This is a genomic window from Streptomyces sp. SP18BB07 (assembly GCF_036322545.1).
GTDB lineage: Bacteria > Actinomycetota > Actinomycetes > Streptomycetales > Streptomycetaceae > Streptomyces > Streptomyces deccanensis.
Genome location: NZ_JAQYWT010000362.1, coordinates 1 through 17,131, shown reverse-complemented (window position 1 = coordinate 17,131; position 17,131 = coordinate 1). Strand labels below are relative to the sequence as shown.

Sequence of the window (17,131 nt, the reverse complement as noted above, 5' to 3'; positions counted from 1 at the left end):
CGCCGTCCGTCGGCCGGTGTGCGGCACTCGACGGCCCGTGACGCGCCCCCGGTGTGATCGCCGCGTAAATCTCCGGTTTCCATCTCTTGACGGCACTGTTGTGACCGGTCACAATCCTGGCATGGATGTGACCGGTCACACAAGCTTCGGCAACCACCGGGGCCCCGGCCAGGAACCCCGGAAAGCCGCCAGTATTCGCGACGTCGCTCAGGCGGCGGGCGTCTCCTACCAGACCGTTTCGAGGGTCCTCAACGACCACCCGAACGTCCGCGAGGAGACGCGCAACCGGGTCGAAGCGGCCATCGAAACACTGGGATTCCGGCGCAACGCCACCGCGTTCGCACTGGCCAGCGGCGTGACCCGGTCCGTCACCGTGTTGACGTCGAACACCACCCTCTACGGCTATGCGGCCACCCTGCAGGGCCTGGAGGAGGCGGCCTCCGCCGCCGGCTACTCACTCGGCGTGAAGGTGCTGACGCCCGGGGACGACCTGGACCGCACGATCTCCTCGGCCGCAGCCGGCGGTGGAGGGCTGATGGTCATCGGCTTCGACCGGCTCAGCGCGTCGGCGCTGCGCCGGGTCCCGGCGGACGTGGCGTGCGCCGCGGTCGTCGAAGCGCCCCCACACGGCCGGACACCTCCCCGCCCGGCCGTGTGGGCCGATGACCGTGAGGCGGCCCGCGCCGCCACCGCGTACCTGCTTCAGCTCGGACACCGGACCGTTCACTACGTCGCGATCCCGACGTCAGTGGGCACCCGGCGCTCCGAAGGGCCGCGTGCCCAGGGCTGGCGCAAGGCTCTGGAGGAGGCCGGCATCACCCCACCCGAACCACACGGCGGCAAAGGCTGGGACGCTCAGGCCGGCTACGACGAGGGAGAGCAACTCGCCCGTGACCCGGGCGTCACGGCAATCCTGTGCGGCAACGACGACCTGGCGCTGGGCGTGCTGCGCGCCCTGCATCACGCCGGACGGTCCGTACCCGGAGACGTCAGCGTCGTCGGTTTCGACGACGCCCCGCACGCGGGGTTCGTCACACCGGCCCTGAGCACGGTCCGCATGGACTTCCAGGGGCTGGGCCGCGACGCCTTCGCGCTCCTGCGCGGGCAGTTGGAGAGCGACTACCAGCTTCCCGCACAGACCCTCGCGGGTACTGACCTCGTCATCCGCGAGAGCTCGGGGAGCACGGGCGCATGACACCGACGGCACGATCGGCCCCCGGTCCCCCAGGCGATCCCAGCCCCCAAGACGATCACCCGCCTTCACCACATGGCACCGGCAACCGCCGCGCCCACCCGACCGATTCCAGAGAAGTGTCACGTGAGCTCTTGCTCACTCAGTTGCCCGTGTCTACGCTCGCGAAACTCAATCGATACGCATCGACGATGACGAGAGGAGATGCCAACTCATGTTCACCAGCAAGGATGTCGCCCGCCTCGCCGGCGTTTCGCAGAGCACCGTCTCCTACGTCATGACGGGCAAGCGCCCGATCTCGGAGGAGACCCGCAAGCGGGTCCAGGCCGCGATCGACCTGCTGTCCTACCAGCCGAACGCGGGGGCACAGGCGCTGGCCAGCAGCCGTACGCGGGTCATCGGACTGGTGGTCCCGGTCGGCGGGGACCTGGGCAACACAGGTGTCGTGCCGTTCCTGGAGACGATCACCCAGTGCGCCCGTGAAGCCGACCACGACGTGCTCCTGGTGACCGCGGACGAGGGCGCCTCGGGGCTGACCCGGCTGGACGGCCGGTCGCTGTGCGACGCGATAGTGATGATGGTCATCGCGGCCCGCGACGAGCGCATCCCGGTGATCCCCTCACTGCGGGTGCCGGTGGTCCTGATCGGCATCCCCGACGACCCCTCCGGCCTGCACTGCGTGGACATCGACTTCACGCAGGCCGGCCGGCTCGCGGTGCAGGAGTTGGCCGGCACGGGCCACCAGCGCATCGTGGTGATCGGGCACCCGCCGCACACGATCGCCCGTGGCAACAGCTTCGTGGGCCAGTTCCAGCGCGGTGTCAACGAGGCGGCAGCCGCCGCCGGCATCCGCACGGGACTCGTCCAGCTGCCGGAATCCACGCCGTCGGGCGCCCGCGTCGTGGTGGACGAGGCACTCAGCGGCGCCGAGCCGGCTGACGGGCTGATCGTGCCGCACACCTCGGCCATCCCACATGTGCTGGGAGCCCTGCTCCAGCGCGGGATGGTGCCCGGTCGCGACATCTCGGTCGTCGGGCACTGCACCGACTCGGCGGCCGAGGAGATGGACCCTGCGGTCACCAATGTCTCCCACGCTCCCCGCGAGATCTCCCGTCGCGCGATGCGCACCCTGTTCGCCTTACTGGACGACGAGGGCGGGAACCCCCCGCCCCACGGAGTCGAACTGGTCCCGTCCCGGCTGACCCGCCGCAAGACGACCGTCACCACTCTCCGCCCCTGATCTTCGGGCCAACCACTCCCGCAGAGAAACCCACCGACGCCGAACGCGTACGACATGACACCGGTCGTCGATACGTATCGACGAGCCGTCGACCCCACGCTCACCAGGCATCGCGGCCTGCGCCTGCGCGCATCCGGACCAGCCAGAACATCCAAGTCGCACTGAAGGTAAAGGAGCCACCAGTGTCCAACCACGACAGCGAAACCTCATCACGGCCCGCCAGACAGCCGTTCGCACCCCCCGCCCGCGGAGGGCGGCCCGCGACGAAGCGGCGGTACCTGGCCGCGATCGCCCTCACGATGGCCACCGCGCTCACCGGGGCCGCCTGCTCCTCGGGAGGGTCGGCCGACACCGCGGACGGGCCGGTCACGCTGACCTTCTGGGTGAAGACACCGTTCCCCGACAGCAAGGTCCTGCTCGACCTGTGGAAGAAGCAGCACCCCGACATCAACATCAAGATGGAGATCGTGTCGGCCAGCGGGAACACCATCCCGCAGGCCAAGCTGCTGCTCGATGTCAAGGCGGACAAGGCACCCGACATCGCGGCCTTCGACACCCAGTACCTGCCGCAGTTCGTCACCACCGGGTCCGTGCTCGACCTGAAGACCGTCAGCGGCGGCAACGCTTCCGCGCTCGCCTCCAACTACGAGGCGTGGGCGTGGAGCACGGTCCAGGTCGGTGACGGTCTGTACGGGCTGCCGATCGACTCGGGCCCGCTGTCCCTGTACTACCGCAAGGACCTGTTCGAGAAGTACAAGCTGCCGGTGCCGACCACGATGGACGAGTACGTCCAGTCCTCGATCGCCCTGCACAAGAAGGACCCCAGTGTGTACATGGGGAACCTGCCCACCAACGACGCCTCCCCGTTCAACGCGCTGACCTGGGCCGCCGGAGCCAGGCCGTTCAAGGTGAAGGGCAACAGCTGGGTGGTTGACATCGCCAACCCAGAAGCGCTGAAGGTCGCGAACACCATGCAGAAGCTCCTCGACGAGAAGGCCGTCCTGACGCTGCCGCAGTTCTCCAGCCAGTGGGGGCAGGACCTCAACACGGGCAAGGTCGCTTCCTGGATCAGCGCCGCCTGGGCACCGGGCCCGCTGGAGTCGGTCGCGCCGAAGACCAAGGGCAAGTGGGCCGTCGCCCCCCTGCCGCAGTGGACGCCGGGCCAGGCGTCCAGCGGTAGCTGGGGAGGATCCTCCGCAGTCGTCTTCAAGTCGACCAAGCACCCCAAGGAAGCCCTGGAGTTCGCCAAGTTCATCACCACGAACCAGAAGGTGTGGTCGGACTACTGGATCCCCAAGATCACCATCTACCCGACGAACCTGAAGGCTCAGAAGAGCGCGGCGCTCAGTAAGCCGTCCAGCTTCTTCGGGGGACAGAAGATCTACGACACGATCGCCGCCTCGAACCACAGCGTCGCGCGCGACTTCAACTACGGGCCGGTGGCCAACGAATGGTTCACCACCGAGCAGAACTACCTCAGCCAAGCGGTGAACGGGAAGATGACGCTGGCCGAGGCGCTCCAGCAGACGCAGAAGTCGGTCGTGGCCTACATGCGCAAGCAGGGCCTGAACGTCCAGGAGCCCTGATGACGACGACCCTCGACAGTGCTCCTCGCGCCCGCGGGCGCGAGGAGCCGATGCGGAGCCGCCTGCCGCGGCTCCGCCAGGACCGCAGGCGCCGCGTGGCCGCCTACGGTTTCCTGGCACCGTTCATGCTGCTCTTCGCCGGCCTGTTCTTCTTCCCGATCGGCTACGCCCTCTACACGAGTCTGTACCGGCAGACCTTCGACGGCCTCGGCTTCGGCGGCTCCGAGCTCAAGTTCGTGGGGCTGAGCAGCTACGTCACCGTCTTCACCACCCCGGACTTCTACAACGGCGTCTTCCGGCTTCTCCAGTTCGGCGTCATCGTGGTCCCCCTCATCCTCGGCGTGGCGATTCTGCTGGCACTGATACTCGACTCCCGACTGGCGTTCATGAAGCGGCTGTTCCGGGCCGCCTTCGTCCTTCCGTACACCGTGCCGGGCGTGATCGCGGCCCTGTTGTGGGGCTTTCTCTACCAGCCGGGGCTGAGCCCGATCACCTCGGCCACCCAGAGCATGGGGCTCGGCTCGGTGGACCTCGTGGGCTCCGACCTGGTCCTCGGCTCGATCGGCAACATCATGGTCTGGGCCGGGGTCGGCTTCAACATGCTGATCATCTACGCGGCCCTGCAGTCGATCCCCTCCAGCATCGTCGAGGCGGCGCGGGTCGACGGGGCCGGCGAGATCAGGATCGCGCTGCGGATCAAGCTGCCGATCGTCATGCCGGCTGTCGTGATGACGGGCCTGTTCACCATCATCGGCACGCTGCAGCTCTTCAACGAGCCGGTCATCCTGTCGAAGATCTCGAACGCCATCAGCAGCAACTACACCCCGAACATGATGGCCTACAACGCCGCCTACGGGAACAACGACGAACCGTTGTCGGCCGCGATCTCGGTGTCCCTGGCGTTGATCGCCTTCGTGATGTCGTTCGGGTTCCTACGTTTGACGGCCCGCGCGTCCGGTCTGTCCGCTCCCAAGGAGACGTCATGAGCGTCGTCAGCCGGGCCGCACCCCCGGCCCGCTCGAAGTGGATGCTCGGGCGCATCCCTCTCGGTCTGGTGATGGTGCTCTTCGCCCTGTACTTCTTCATCCCGGTCTGGTGGCTGCTCGTGGCCGCCAGCAAGGACGCGGGCACCCTGTACTCCAGCTTCAGCCTCTGGTTCGCCGCACCCGGCCAAGTCGTGGACAACCTGCGGCTGACGTTCGGCTACGAGAACGGCATCTACCTGCGGTGGCTCGCCAACAGCGTCGGCTACTCGGTGATCGGCGGGGCCGTCTCCACGATCCTGGCCGCCGCCGCGGGCTACGCGTTCGCCAAGTTCGAGTTCCGCGGCCGCGGTTTCCTCTTCACCCTGGTCCTGGGCGGGGTCCTGGTCCCCCAGGCGGCCCTGGTCATGCCCCTGTTCCTGATGATGAGCGCGGCCCATCTGACGGACACCTACTGGGCCGTACTGCTGCCCTCGTTCGTCAACCCGTTCGGGGTGTACCTGGCCCGCATCTATGTACAGTCCATGGTCCCTGACGACCTGCTCAACGCGGCGAGGATGGACGGGGCCAGCGAGTTCAGGACCTTCCGATCGATGGTCCTGCCCACCCTCGCACCAGGTCTGGTGACCATTTTCTTCTTCCAGGCGGTCGCCATCTGGAACAACTTCTTCCTCTCCCTGGTCATGCTCAAGAGCAGCTCGCTGTACCCCGTGACGCTGGGACTGGACATCCTCAACGGGGAGATCCGCACCGTGGGCGCCTCCCCGGACCTGATCAGCATCGTCATGATGGGCTCGCTCCTCTCCATCCTGCCGCTCGCGGCCGGCTTCTTCGCCCTGCAGAAGTACTGGCGCCCCACCCTCGTCGGCACGGGGTTCAACGGATGACCGGGCCGGATGCACCTGACGAAGGAGCACACGTGACACGGCGGTTCGAGTTCGGCGGCGGCCGGGTCGTACTCGGCACGGACGCTTCACCCGTGTCCTTCCAGCACACCTCGGACCCGGACCGGCTCTACCTGCTCGACGAGGTGACGGACACCTGGCACGGGCCGGACCACTCCTGGGGCACGGGCTTCGCGATCACCTCGCGCGGCTCCGGCCGCTGGCAGACGCCGCGGGAGATCGAATGGCGGGCCGACGGCGCGACCGCGCGGCACCGGCCGGTGTCCGGGCTGGAGTTGGAGGTCCAGCGCCAGGTCGCCGGGGATCGCTACACCGAGACCTACACCTGGACGAACACTGGCGACGAGCCGCTCCAGATCACCGGGCTCGGTGTGAACGTACCCGTCAGGGACGTGTACGACGGCGCGGCGGGCGCGCTCGCGCGGAGCTGTCACGCGCATGTGTTCACCGGCGGGGCGTGGTCGTGGGTGCTGGCCGAGCCGATGGCCGGTACTCCCCCACTGCTCGGCGCGATTGTCCGCACGGGCGCGTTGTGGGCGTACTCGGTCGAGTCCCGCAACTCCGTCACCTGGTCCGACATCCGCGGCCACCTCGTCGTCCACCCCACCGACCACGCACGCAGTCCCGAGGCGTTCGGCGGCCAGCCCGTCCTGGACCTCGCCCCCGGGGAGGAGTACGTCCTCGCCTGGGAACTCGGCTGGTACGGCGACCGGGAGGCGTTCCTCGCCGCCACCGACGCACCCGCCGAACTACCGTCCCTGACCGCACCAGTGGGTACGGCCCTCGAAATGCGGCTCGCCGAGGGCACGGTGCTCGCTTCCGGGCCGGGCGACGCCCTCACGTCGTCCCGCCACGGCGTTCAGCACATCGACGTCGAGCGCGACGGCCGCCGGAGCCGGACGGCCGTCGCCTTCCTCGCCCCGGTGCGGGAGCTGGTCGAGGCGAGAGTGGCCCGCATCCTCCGCGAGCACCGCCCGCACGAGCGGCCCGAGCCGGAGCGGTACGCGTTCGTGCCGGTGGACACGCGCACCGGCCTGGCCCAGACCGAGAACGGATGGCAGGACTGGACCGACGGAGCGGAGCGCATAGGCATGGCCGTGCTGCTGCAGCAGGCCCGGCTGCGCGGTTGGGGCGGTTCGGACGGGGTCGACGCGATCGACGCGATCGACGCGGCGCTGCAAGGGTTCGCCCGCTTCGCACGTGAGCGCCTGGTCGATCCCGACGGCGCGGTCCGCCGCGGCAGCCGCCCGTCCCCCGAGACGCTGCGCCTCTACAACACCCCGTGGCTGGCGCACTTCTTCCACGACCAGTTCGCCCTGTACGACGACCCGGCCGACCTCGATCTCGCGGCCCGGCTCCTTGAGGCGTCGTACTCCCTCGGCGTCCGCGACCACCTGCTCATCGGGCAGCCCGAGGCGATGGCCGCGGTGACCGCCACGCTCGACGAGCAGGGCCACACGGCGCGGGCGAAGCGCCTGCGGGAGGCTCTGGTCGACCACGCGCACGGGTTCGCCGACCGGGGCACCGCGCTGCCGCGGCACGAGGTGAGCTACGAACAGTCGATGGTCGCACCGCTGGTCACCCTGCTTGCGACGGCGTACGACACCGCGCCCGACGACCGGCTGCTGACGGCGCTGGGGACGGCGGTCCGGTGGCTGCACGTCTTCGGCGGGCCACAGCCGCACGTCCGACTCCGTGACATAGCCATCCGGCACTGGGACGGGTACTGGTTCGGGATCGAACGTCTGTGGGGCGACACCTTCCCGCACTACTGGAGCGTGCTCACGGCGATCGCCCTTCGGCAGCTGCCCGAGTCCCTGCGGGACGAGGACACCGAGCGGGTCGCCGACGCGATCTTCGCGGCCAACCTTGTCGACTTCGACCCCGACGGCCTGGCGACCTGCGCCTTCGTGATGCCCAGCTGCGTGGACGGGCGTCCCGCGCACCGACCGGACCCGCTGATGAACGACCAGGACTGGGCCCTCGCCCTGCTGCTGCGATCCGCCGAGAGGCGCTGAAGCGCAACCCCCGGCGGCAGCCGTGAGCCCGCCCGCTCCCGCCCCGCTCCGCCCGAGCCGTCCCGTGCTCGAACCACCCCGATCGCCCGCCCTCATGCGGGCCCGCATGCCCCAGGACTGCGGTCCGACAACCCGAAGGAGCCCCCGTGTCCCGTCCCGACCCCGCCGACGAACGTCTGGCCGGCCTGCGGCAACGGCTGCAGGGCCTGGCCTACGGCGGCGACTACAACCCCGAGCAGTGGCCGGCCGCCACCTGGCGGGAGGACGTCCGCCTGATGCGCGAGGCCGGGGTCAACCTGGTCACCGTCGGCGTGTGGTCCTGGGGCCTGCTCGAACCACGGCCCGGTGTCTTCGAGTTCGGCTGGCTGGACGAGGTGATGGGCCTGCTGGGCGAGGCGGGCGTGGGCGTCGACCTGGCCACCCCCAACGCCGCCCCGCCCTCCTGGCTCGCCCACGAGCATCCCGAGACCCTGCCCGTGGACGGCGAGGGCCGCCGGATCGCCTTCGGCTCCCGCGTCCACTACTGCCAGTCCTCCCCGGTCTACCGGCACTATGCGGCCAGGATCGCCGAACGGCTGGCCGAGCGCTACGCGGACCATCCCGCCCTGGCCATGTGGCACATCGGCAACGAGTACGGCGGCTTCGGCTGCCACTGCCCCGCCTCCCTCGCGCACTTCCGCCGCTGGCTGGCCGACCGCTACGGCACCGTCGACGCGCTCAACGACGCCTGGGGCACGGCCTTCTGGGGCCAGCACTACGAGTCCTTCGAGCACGTCGGCACCCCCGCCGCCCGCTCCCGGTTGTTCTCCGGTCCCAATCCCGGTCAGCTGCTGGACTTCGCCCGCTTCTCCGACGCCGCCGCGCTGGAGTGCTACACCGCCGAACGCGACATCGTGCGCCGGTACTCCCCCGACGTGGCGGTCACCACCAACTTCATGGGCTCGTACAAGAACCTGGACTACTGGCGGTGGGCGGCCGAGGAGGACGTCGTCTCCCTCGACATGTACGCGGGGCCCCGGGATCCGGACGGCCCGGCGCTGGCCGCCTACAACTTCGACCTCATGCGCTCGCTGCGCGGCGGCCGGCCCTGGCTGCTGCTGGAGTCCGCCACCGGCCGCAACCTCACCGACGGCCGCAACTACGCCCGTCCGGCAGGGCAGTTGCAGTCCCGTTCCCTGCAGGCGGTGGCCCGCGGCGCGGACTCGGTGATGTTCTTCCAGTGGCGGGCCTCCCGGGCCGGCGCCGAGCGCTACCACTCGGCGATGGTCCCGCACGGCGGCACCGCCACCCGGACCTGGCGCGAGGTGACGTCCCTGGGCCGGGACATGGCGCGGCTGGCCGATCTGTCCGGGGGTGTCTGCGACCGCGCCGAGGTGGCCGTGGTCTGGGACTGGGAGAGCTGGTGGGCCCTGGAGAGCCCCGACCACCCCTCCAACGACCTGTGTTTCCCCGACCGACTGCTCGACCACTACCGACCGCTGTGGGAAGCCAACGTCGCGATCGACTTCGTCCGCCCGGACGGCGACCTGAGCGCCTACCGCCTGGTGGTCGTGCCCAACCTGTACCTGGTCGACGACACCGGCGCCGGCAACATCACCGCGTACGTGCGCGGCGGCGGTCACCTGGTGATGTCGTACTTCTCGGGCATCGTCGACGAGTACGACCGGGTACAGCCGGGGGGCCACCCAGGCCCCTTCCGTGACCTGCTCGGCATCGACATCGACGAGTTCGCGCCCCTGGAGCCCGGCGAGACGTGCGGAATGCAGCACGCCGGTCACGCCGGGACGGCGACCGAATGGCAGGACGTCATCGACCTGGCCGGCGCCGAGACGATCGCCGCCTACGCCGACGGGGAGTTCAAGGGCCGGCCAGCCGCCACCCGGCACCACTTCGGCACCGGCACCGCCACGTACCTCGGCACCTCTCCCGACCGCGAGACCCTGCGCCGTCTCCTTCTGGACTGCGTCACCGGCGCCGGAGTCACCCCCGTACTCGACACTCCCGCGGGTGTCGAAGCCGTCCGGCGCCGCGCCGCCGACGGCACCGAGCACCTCTTCGTGCTCAACCACACCTCCGACGAGGTGACCGTCGGCCTCGGCAGCGGTTCCACCGTGGATCTGCTCGCCGATGGTGCCCCGGCACCCGTCGGAGGCCGCCTGCGCCTGCCCCCGTTCGGCGCGGCGGTCCTGCGCGACGCCCCCTGAGCCGCCCGTGAAACCCGATGAGAGAGGACGAAGCACCACCATGAGGAGATCATCCGCCGCCGAAAGGCGGCACACATCCGCACGTCCGATACGCCGCGTCAAGCTCGGACTACTTGCTGGCATGCTCATGCTCAGTGGGCTGCTGTTCCCCGGGACCAGCTACGCGGCCAATGCCCAGCTGGGGGTCGACCTCTCGTCGACCACCGGAGACATCGCGCACGGCGCGTCCGGGTTCCTCTACGGCATGGGCAACGCCGGCGTCACGACCGACAACGTGCTCCAGCCGCTGCACCCTCAGCAGGCCGCGCAGAAGCCGCAAGGGGGTCTGCAGCACCCCAGCGGCGATGTATTCGATGTGGCTCCTCAGTACCTGAAGGCGGGTACCAAGGAAATCCAGATCTACATGCAGGACATCTACCGGTACTGGCCCTATGAGGAAGCCGGTCTGACCGACTATCTCGGCAAGGTCGACGACATGGTCGCCGCGGTGAAGGCCGACCCCAACTACGGCAAGTACGTCTACGTCCCGTTCAACGAGCCGGACTGGATCTGGTACGGCGGGATGTTCACCAACGCCACCGTGAAGGCCCAGTTCTTCGACGACTGGAAGACGGTCTACAACCGCATCCGCTCGCTGGACCCGTCGGCCAAGATCGCCGGACCGGGCTTCAGCGTCTACAACAACCAGACGATGGCCGACTTCCTGGCGTACGCCAAGGCGAACAACGTCGTCCCGGACGTCATCACCTGGCACGAGCTCCAGAACAACTTCTTCACCGACTACTACAACCACTACGACCACTGGCGTGGTGTGGAGTCGAGCCTCAGCACCCCCAAGATCCCCATCGTCATCAACGAGTACACCCGCGCCACGGGCGACCTCGGCATCCCCGGCCAGCTCATCCAGTGGATGACCCGGCTGGAGAACACCAAGGTGAGCGGTGACCTGGCGTACTGGGTCACCGAGGGCACGCTCAACGGTCTGGCGACCCGGAACAACGAACCGACCGGCGCCTGGTGGCTCTACAACTGGTACGGGGAGATGACGGGCAAGACCGTCACCGTCACCCCGCCGACCCAGAACGGGTCGCTCCAGGGCATCGCGACGCTCGACTCCGCCAAGAAGCAGGCGCGGGTCATCTTCGGCGGCACCTCGGGCGACACGGACGTCGCCGTCCAGGGCTTCGGTTCCACCTCGGGCTTCGGCAGCACCGTGCACGCCATAGTCCAGGCCACGAACAGCACCGGTACCGAGGACGCGGCGGGCCGTCCCGCCGTGGTGCTGGAAGGCGACTTCCCGGTGACCGACGGCAAGATCACCGTCACCGTGCCGGGCATGGCCGCGACGTCCGCGTACCAGATGATCATCACGCCGGGCACGAGCACCTCTTCCGCCGACGTGCCCACCCGGTACCAGGCCGAGTACGCCGACCTCACCGGCAGCGCCAGGGTGACTTACGGCTCCAACACCGGCTACACGGGGACATACTTCGTCGACGGCTACTCCGGTTCCAGCAACGCGAGCACCAACTTCGTCGTATCCGCTCCCAGCAACGGCTACTACGACGTGACGCTCCGCTACGCGGCCGGACCGCACAGCGGCGCCCCCGCCAACAGAAGCACCCGCGTCACGGTGAACGGGACCAAGCTGACCGACCTCGCCCTCACCGGCACGGCGAACTGGAACACCTGGAACACCAAGACGGTCACGATGTACCTCACCCAGGGCATCAACCGGATCGACTACGGCGCCTACACCAGCGACGAGAGCGACAACATCTCCGTCGACTCGATCGACGTGACCACGTCGACGTCGGGCACGACCGCGAGCTACGAGGCCGAGGCCTCCGGCAACACCCTCGGCGGCACCGCGGCCACCACGTCCGACACCGCGGCCTCCGGAGGCCAGTACGTCCACTGGCTCGGCAACGGGGCGGGCAACACCCTGCAGTTCAACGGGATCACGGCCGCGTCCGCGGGCCTGCACCGCCTGGTGGTGACCTACGCCAACGGCGACAACCGGGGTGACGGCGGCAACGACTACAACATCATCAACCGTTACGCCGACATCACCGTGAACGGCGGCACTCCGCAGCGCGTGTACTTCCGCAACACCCGCGGCTGGTCCAACTACTGGACCACGACGGTCAACGTGACGCTGAACGCCGGCACGAACACCATCAAGTTCGGCAACAGCTCCGCGTACGCCCCCAACATCGACAAGGTCCAAGTCGCGTCGGCCATCAGCACCGGGGGCACGTCGTACCTCAAACTGCAGAACCGGGCCACCGGGCTGTACGTCGACGGGGGCGGGCGCACGACCAATGGCTCCGCCGCCGGTCAGTGGGCCGGTGGAACAACCGCCAACCAGGAATGGACGGTCGTCCCCGACGGAAGCTGGATCCGCCTGAAGAACCGGGCCACCGGGCTGTACCTCGACGGCCTCGGAGCGACGGTCACCGGCTCCGCCACCGGCCAGTGGAGCGACCGCGGCGACACTTCGCAGCAGTGGATGGAGGTGACGGCAGGCGCTCACGTGCGGTTCAAGAACCGCGCGACGGAACTGTACGCCGACGGCATGAACCGAACCGCCAACGGATCCGATCTCGGTCAGTGGAGCGACAGCACCAGCGCCAACCAGCAGTTCCGCATCGTCCCGCAGTAGCGGATCACAGCAATCGATCGACCGATTCGGCGCCGGGATCTTCCTTCGGCGCCGAATCGCTGTCGTCGCTTGCCACACCGAACGTGAGGAACCGTCGGCCTGCCGGTCGGACTCCCGCCGCAAGTGTGGGACCTGACCAGCGACCATACTCTGCCCGGAGTGCTGGGATCCTCGCGCCCCGCACCCGGCACGCCACCACCTACTCCGAGCTCATTGGCTCGCGTGCGCCCCGGACACGCCCTACCGCCTCGACTGCGACTGACGCGACCTCTACGCGGCAGCCGTGCTGCGGCGCATGCGTCATGACCAGATGCAATGGGACTCGGCTGGACCAGCCGAGTGCCGAGGTGGTGCTCCTGGTCACTCCTCACGGAGAATCACGTGACCTCCCGCCACGGTCAGCCGAACCAGCGCCTCGGCCGGGGCCTCGACCGGATCGACGCCGAGGGCCGGCTCCTGCTGCCGCGGATCCATTTCCTCTTCGCTGAGAACGGGGCGCTGCTCAGCCCATCGGGGACAGAGACTTCTCGGGGTCGCTCTGCGGTGTCTGTCGGGAGGCGCGCAGGGACGCGATGCCGATAAAGACCATGGAGGAGACACCGGCGAGGGCGAAGGCGGTGAAGCCCCAGTCGCCGTTGTCGGCGGCGAGGAGCTGGCCGCCGAGCCAAGGACCGAAGACGGCGCCGAAGCGGCCCATCCCGGAGGTCCAGCCGACGGCGGTGGCGCGGTTCTCGGGGTGGGAGCGGAGGGAGACCGTCGCGTAGATCATGGTCTGGGCGCTGTTGAGGAAGACGCCCGTGAGGAAGACGACCAAGAAGGTCACGCCCAGCGGCATCCGGACGCTGAGCAGGAAGACTCCGGCGGCGGTCAGCGCGAACCAGATCGCCGAGATGCGCGGGGCGCCGAAGCGGTCGGCGGCGCGGCCCGCGACGAGCATGCCGACGATGCCGCCGAGGTTGAACAGGACGACGAAGGTGAGCGCGGAGCCCAGTTCGTAGCCCTCGGCGCGCATCAGGGTGGGCAGCCAGGTGGCGACGCCGTAGACGAGCAGCAGTCCGCCGAAGGAGGCGACCCAGTACAGGAGGGTCTGGGTCCACTCGCCACTGCGGAAGAGCTTAGCGAGGGCGTTCCAGCGGTCGGTGGGGGCTTTCTTGCCGGGCGCGGCGGGCAGTTCGACGTCGAAGCGGCGGGCCAGCCGCCCGGCCTCGTCGAGACGGCCCTTGGCCACCAGGAAGCTCAGCGACTCGGGCATGAGCTTGGCGAGCACCGGGACGAAGAGCAGCGGGGTCACGCAGATCCAGAAGGCGGCGCGCCAGCCGAAGGGTTCCACGACCCACAGGGCGACGTACGCGGAGAGGATGCCGCCGGCGTGGTGGGCGGTCATCAGCATGCCGATGGTGAGGGCAGCGCGGCCGCGCGGGGCGTAGTCGGAGACCATGCTGATCGCGGTCGGCAGCAGCCCGCCGAGGCCGATGCCGGCGAGGGTGCGGCCGAGGCCGAAGACACCGACGCTGTTCGCCATCGCGCAGAGGCCGGAGGCCAGGGAGAAGAGCGCGACACAGGCGACCATCAGTTTCTGGCGGCCGATACGGTCGGCGACCGTACCGGCGGTGAGGGCGCCGACGAGCATGCCGAAGGTGGCGTAGCTGCCCAGGTCGCCGGCCTGGTCCGGAGTGAGACCGAGGGCCTTCTCCGCCAGCATGTGCGGCAGTACCGAGCCGTAGATGAACATGTCGAGGCCGTCGAAGAGGACGGCCAGCCAGCACAGGCCGATGACCAGCGCGGCCAGCTTGCCGACGCGGGCGGTCGGGGACGGGGAGGAGGACATCTTTGTTTCCCTCTCGGACCAGGAGAACTCGGGTGGGGTGAGCCAGACGCTAGGCAGCTGCACTGTGAGAGTCAACGTTTTTGTCAACAATATCGGCGACAGTTGAGCCTGCCTGGCCGGAGCGGATCCTTCGGCGGAGCCCGTCAGTCGACCGGCGGGGTGCCGTGCGTGTGGAACGACTCGATGGTCTTCAGACCCCACGCCTGCCCCTTGGCGCGTTCCGCCTGGGTCCAGGTGACGAGCGGCCAGTCGGGGGCGAGGACGAGGCGGGTGAGCGGGTTGCACAGCTCGATCCGGTTGCCGCCCGGCTCATAGACGTAGAGGAAGAACGTCTGCTGGATGGCGTGCTTGTGCGGGCCGGTCTCGATGAACACGCCCTGGTCCAGGCAGAGATCGGCGGCCCGCAGGATGTCCTCGCGGGTGTCGGTGGCGAACGCGATGTGGTGCAGCCGACCGCGTGAGCCGGTCCAGTCCTCGGTGTAGACGACGTCGTACGACTTGTTGGTGAAGGTGAGCCACTGGGCGGCGACCTTCCCGGTGTCGAGGACGATCTGCTCGGTGGCGCGGGCGCCGAGCACCTCGCGGGTGAAGGCGGCGTTGGCCTCGACATCGGAGGCGAGGAAGTTGACGTGGTCGAGGCGGCGCACCCCGACGCCGTGCCCGGGTTTGGCCTGGGGCTGGTTCTTCAGGCCGGGCCTGAGGCCGGCCGGCGCCTCGTACCACTCGCTCTCCCAATACAGGGCGACCTCGTGGCCGTCGGGGTCGGTGCTGACGTACAGCGGGCCGATACCCGGTTCGTCCTCGACCCAGCGACCCGTGCGGCCGGTGCTCTCCCACTCCTTGACCCGGCGTCGCAGGGCCTCCTCGCTGGACGTGCGCAGCGCGGTGCGGCGGATGCCGTTGGTGGAGTGGGCGGTGAGGGTGAGGCTGTGGTGTTCGTAGTCGTCCCAGGTCCGCAGGTACACGGAGCCACCGGAGCGGCCGTTCTCGGTCAGGCCCAGGATCTCGGTGAAGAACCAGAGGCTGCGGTCGAGGTCGGGGGTGAGCAGTTCGACATGGCCGAGGTGGGCGATGTCGCCGAGCGGCGGGGTCATCGGTGACTCCTTAGGAACAGGAAGAGGGGTCGGCGGGCCGGGGGAAGACCGTGCCGTCGAAGATCTTGCGGGCGGTGCGGACGACGGCGGTGCGGCTCGCCGAGGGGCTGCCGTCGGGGCCGTACGTCACGCCGGACTCGATGTCGAGGAAGCCGGTGGGGTGCTCGATGCGCAACCGGTCGCCGGTGGGCGGGAGTTGGGCTATGCCCTCGGCCACTCCCCCGGCGACGCGCAGCCCGGCGGCCACGCTCGCGGCACCGAGCACGCCGATGGAGGTGTGGCAGCGCACCGGTATGAAGGTGCGGGTGGCGACCGCGCCGCCGTACCGGGGCGGCGCGAGCAGGCTGAGCTTGGGCACGGTCGTGCGCTCGACGTCGCCGAGGCCCATCAACCGGCCCGCCTCCAGCCGGACTGCACGCAGCCGGTCGGCGAGGGCCCGGTCCGCCTCCAGCGCCTCGGGGGCCTCGTAGCCGGTGACCTCCAGGGCGGCGGCGGGGATCAGGACGGTCGGCATGCCGTTGTCCACGCAACTGACCTCCGTGCCGGCCACGAGGTCACGGGCGTTGCCGGTGGGCAGCAGCGGGCTGCCGCCCTGCGGGAACTCGATCACCACGGGCGCGGCCGTCCCCGGCACCCCGGAGATCTCCGTGTCCCCGGTGACGGCGATCCGGCCGCCGGGGGTGGGGAAGGTGGCGACGGCGAGGTCACCGGTGTTGAGCATGCGGATGCGTACGGAGGTCTCCGGCTCGCCGGCGGTCACCAGTGCGCGTTCGACGGCGAACGGCCCGACTCCGGCGAGCAGGTTGCCGCAGTTCTGACGATCACTCACCTCGGGCTGTTCGACGCCGACTTGGAGGAACAGATAGTCGACGTCGGCTGCCGGGTCGGCCGAGACGGACACCACGGCCACCTTGCTGGTCAGGGGGTGGGCCCCGCCCAGGCCGTCTATCTGGCGCGGGTCGGGGCTGCCCATGACCCGCAGCAGCAGCGCGTCGCGGTCGGCCGGGGCGGCCGGCAGATCCTCGGCGAGGAAGTAGGCGCCCTTGGAGGTGCCGCCGCGCATCAGCGTGCAGCGGATCCCTTCCTGCCACCCGGTCACGGCCGGGCCTCCTCGCCGGCGTACACCCTGTGCGGCCGCACGACTTGGCCGCGCTCGCCGACGTTCGTCCCGTACGGCGTCACGAGCCCGCCTCCTCGCCCGCGTACTCCTCGTAGGACCGGTAGGTCACGCCGAGGCGTACGAGCGTTTCGCGCAACCCGTAGCGGTCCAGGCCGAGTTGGCCGTCGAGGAAGGCGGCGCGGGAGGCGGCCTCCTTCTGTTCGCGGGCGGCGGAGGCCTCGGCCGTGCGCCGGGCCTTCTCGCGGGGGACGACGACCACGCCGTCGTCGTCGGCGAGGATCACGTCGCCGGGGCGG

11 protein-coding genes and 1 pseudogene are annotated in these 17,131 nt (G+C 69.4%); 8 read left to right on the top strand and 4 right to left on the bottom strand.

The window, feature by feature from the left end; genetic code table 11:
• The first annotated feature begins 121 nt into the window (after positions 1-121).
• From PUR53_RS39840 to PUR53_RS39805, 8 genes are all read left to right on the top strand, one after another.
• Positions 122-1,195 carry a LacI family DNA-binding transcriptional regulator gene (locus PUR53_RS39840; protein WP_329911633.1) on the top strand — a complete coding sequence of 358 codons (1,074 nt, stop codon included), beginning with the start codon at positions 122-124 and terminating at the stop codon, positions 1,193-1,195.
• 175 nt (positions 1,196-1,370) lie between these two features.
• Complete coding sequence (locus PUR53_RS39835) at positions 1,371-2,432, top strand: LacI family DNA-binding transcriptional regulator (protein WP_329911991.1); 1,062 nt, start codon at positions 1,371-1,373, stop codon at positions 2,430-2,432.
• Positions 2,433-2,614: 182 nt separating this feature from the next.
• Positions 2,615-4,018: an ABC transporter substrate-binding protein gene (locus tag PUR53_RS39830; protein WP_329911632.1), complete on the top strand. Its 1,404-nt coding sequence runs from the start codon at positions 2,615-2,617 to the stop codon at positions 4,016-4,018.
• Positions 4,018-5,004 carry a carbohydrate ABC transporter permease gene (locus PUR53_RS39825; RefSeq protein WP_329911631.1) on the top strand — a complete coding sequence of 329 codons (987 nt, stop codon included), beginning with the start codon at positions 4,018-4,020 and terminating at the stop codon, positions 5,002-5,004. The genes PUR53_RS39830 and PUR53_RS39825 overlap by 1 nt, the downstream gene beginning before the upstream one ends.
• Complete coding sequence (locus PUR53_RS39820; protein ID WP_329911630.1) at positions 5,001-5,888, top strand: carbohydrate ABC transporter permease; 888 nt, start codon at positions 5,001-5,003, stop codon at positions 5,886-5,888. Before PUR53_RS39825 ends, PUR53_RS39820 begins: the two co-directional genes overlap by 4 nt.
• A gap of 32 nt (positions 5,889-5,920) precedes the next feature.
• Positions 5,921-7,924, top strand: a complete 2,004-nt coding sequence (locus PUR53_RS39815) for a hypothetical protein (RefSeq protein WP_329911629.1) — start codon at positions 5,921-5,923, stop codon at positions 7,922-7,924.
• A gap of 146 nt (positions 7,925-8,070) precedes the next feature.
• On the top strand, positions 8,071-10,128 hold the full coding sequence (locus tag PUR53_RS39810; protein WP_329911628.1) for a beta-galactosidase: 2,058 nt from the start codon (positions 8,071-8,073) through the stop codon (positions 10,126-10,128).
• A gap of 121 nt (positions 10,129-10,249) precedes the next feature.
• Positions 10,250-12,793 (top strand): RICIN domain-containing protein, encoded by a 2,544-nt coding sequence (locus tag PUR53_RS39805; protein WP_329911627.1) that lies wholly within the window; start codon positions 10,250-10,252, stop codon positions 12,791-12,793.
• Positions 12,794-13,295: 502 nt separating this feature from the next.
• Here PUR53_RS39805 and PUR53_RS39800 read toward each other — a convergent pair.
• The 4 genes and pseudogenes from PUR53_RS39800 to PUR53_RS39785 all read right to left on the bottom strand — a co-directional run.
• A complete protein-coding gene (locus PUR53_RS39800; protein ID WP_329911626.1) occupies positions 13,296-14,621 on the bottom strand; it encodes an MFS transporter in 1,326 nt (441 codons plus the stop codon).
• A 143-nt stretch (positions 14,622-14,764) separates the two neighbouring features.
• Positions 14,765-15,715 (bottom strand): catechol 2,3-dioxygenase, encoded by a 951-nt coding sequence (locus tag PUR53_RS39795; protein ID WP_329911625.1) that lies wholly within the window; start codon positions 15,713-15,715, stop codon positions 14,765-14,767.
• A gap of 10 nt (positions 15,716-15,725) precedes the next feature.
• A complete protein-coding gene (locus PUR53_RS39790) occupies positions 15,726-16,814 on the bottom strand; it encodes a 4-oxalomesaconate tautomerase (RefSeq protein WP_329911624.1) in 1,089 nt (362 codons plus the stop codon).
• A gap of 79 nt (positions 16,815-16,893) precedes the next feature.
• Positions 16,894-17,131, bottom strand: a pseudogene (locus PUR53_RS39785) (4-carboxy-4-hydroxy-2-oxoadipate aldolase/oxaloacetate decarboxylase); the annotation flags it as partial.

Excerpts from the sequence above, each read along its gene's own strand:
- PUR53_RS39840 (WP_329911633.1), top strand. The coding sequence starts at position 122 with ATGGATGTGACCGGTCACACAAGCTTCGGCAACCACCGGGGCCCCGGC.
- PUR53_RS39825 (WP_329911631.1), top strand. The coding sequence starts at position 4,018 with ATGACGACGACCCTCGACAGTGCTCCTCGCGCCCGCGGGCGCGAGGAG.
- PUR53_RS39820 (WP_329911630.1), top strand. The coding sequence starts at position 5,001 with ATGAGCGTCGTCAGCCGGGCCGCACCCCCGGCCCGCTCGAAGTGGATG.
- PUR53_RS39805 (WP_329911627.1), top strand. The coding sequence starts at position 10,250 with ATGCTCATGCTCAGTGGGCTGCTGTTCCCCGGGACCAGCTACGCGGCC.
- PUR53_RS39800 (WP_329911626.1), bottom strand. The coding sequence starts at position 14,621 with ATGTCCTCCTCCCCGTCCCCGACCGCCCGCGTCGGCAAGCTGGCCGCG.
- PUR53_RS39795 (WP_329911625.1), bottom strand. The coding sequence starts at position 15,715 with ATGACCCCGCCGCTCGGCGACATCGCCCACCTCGGCCATGTCGAACTG.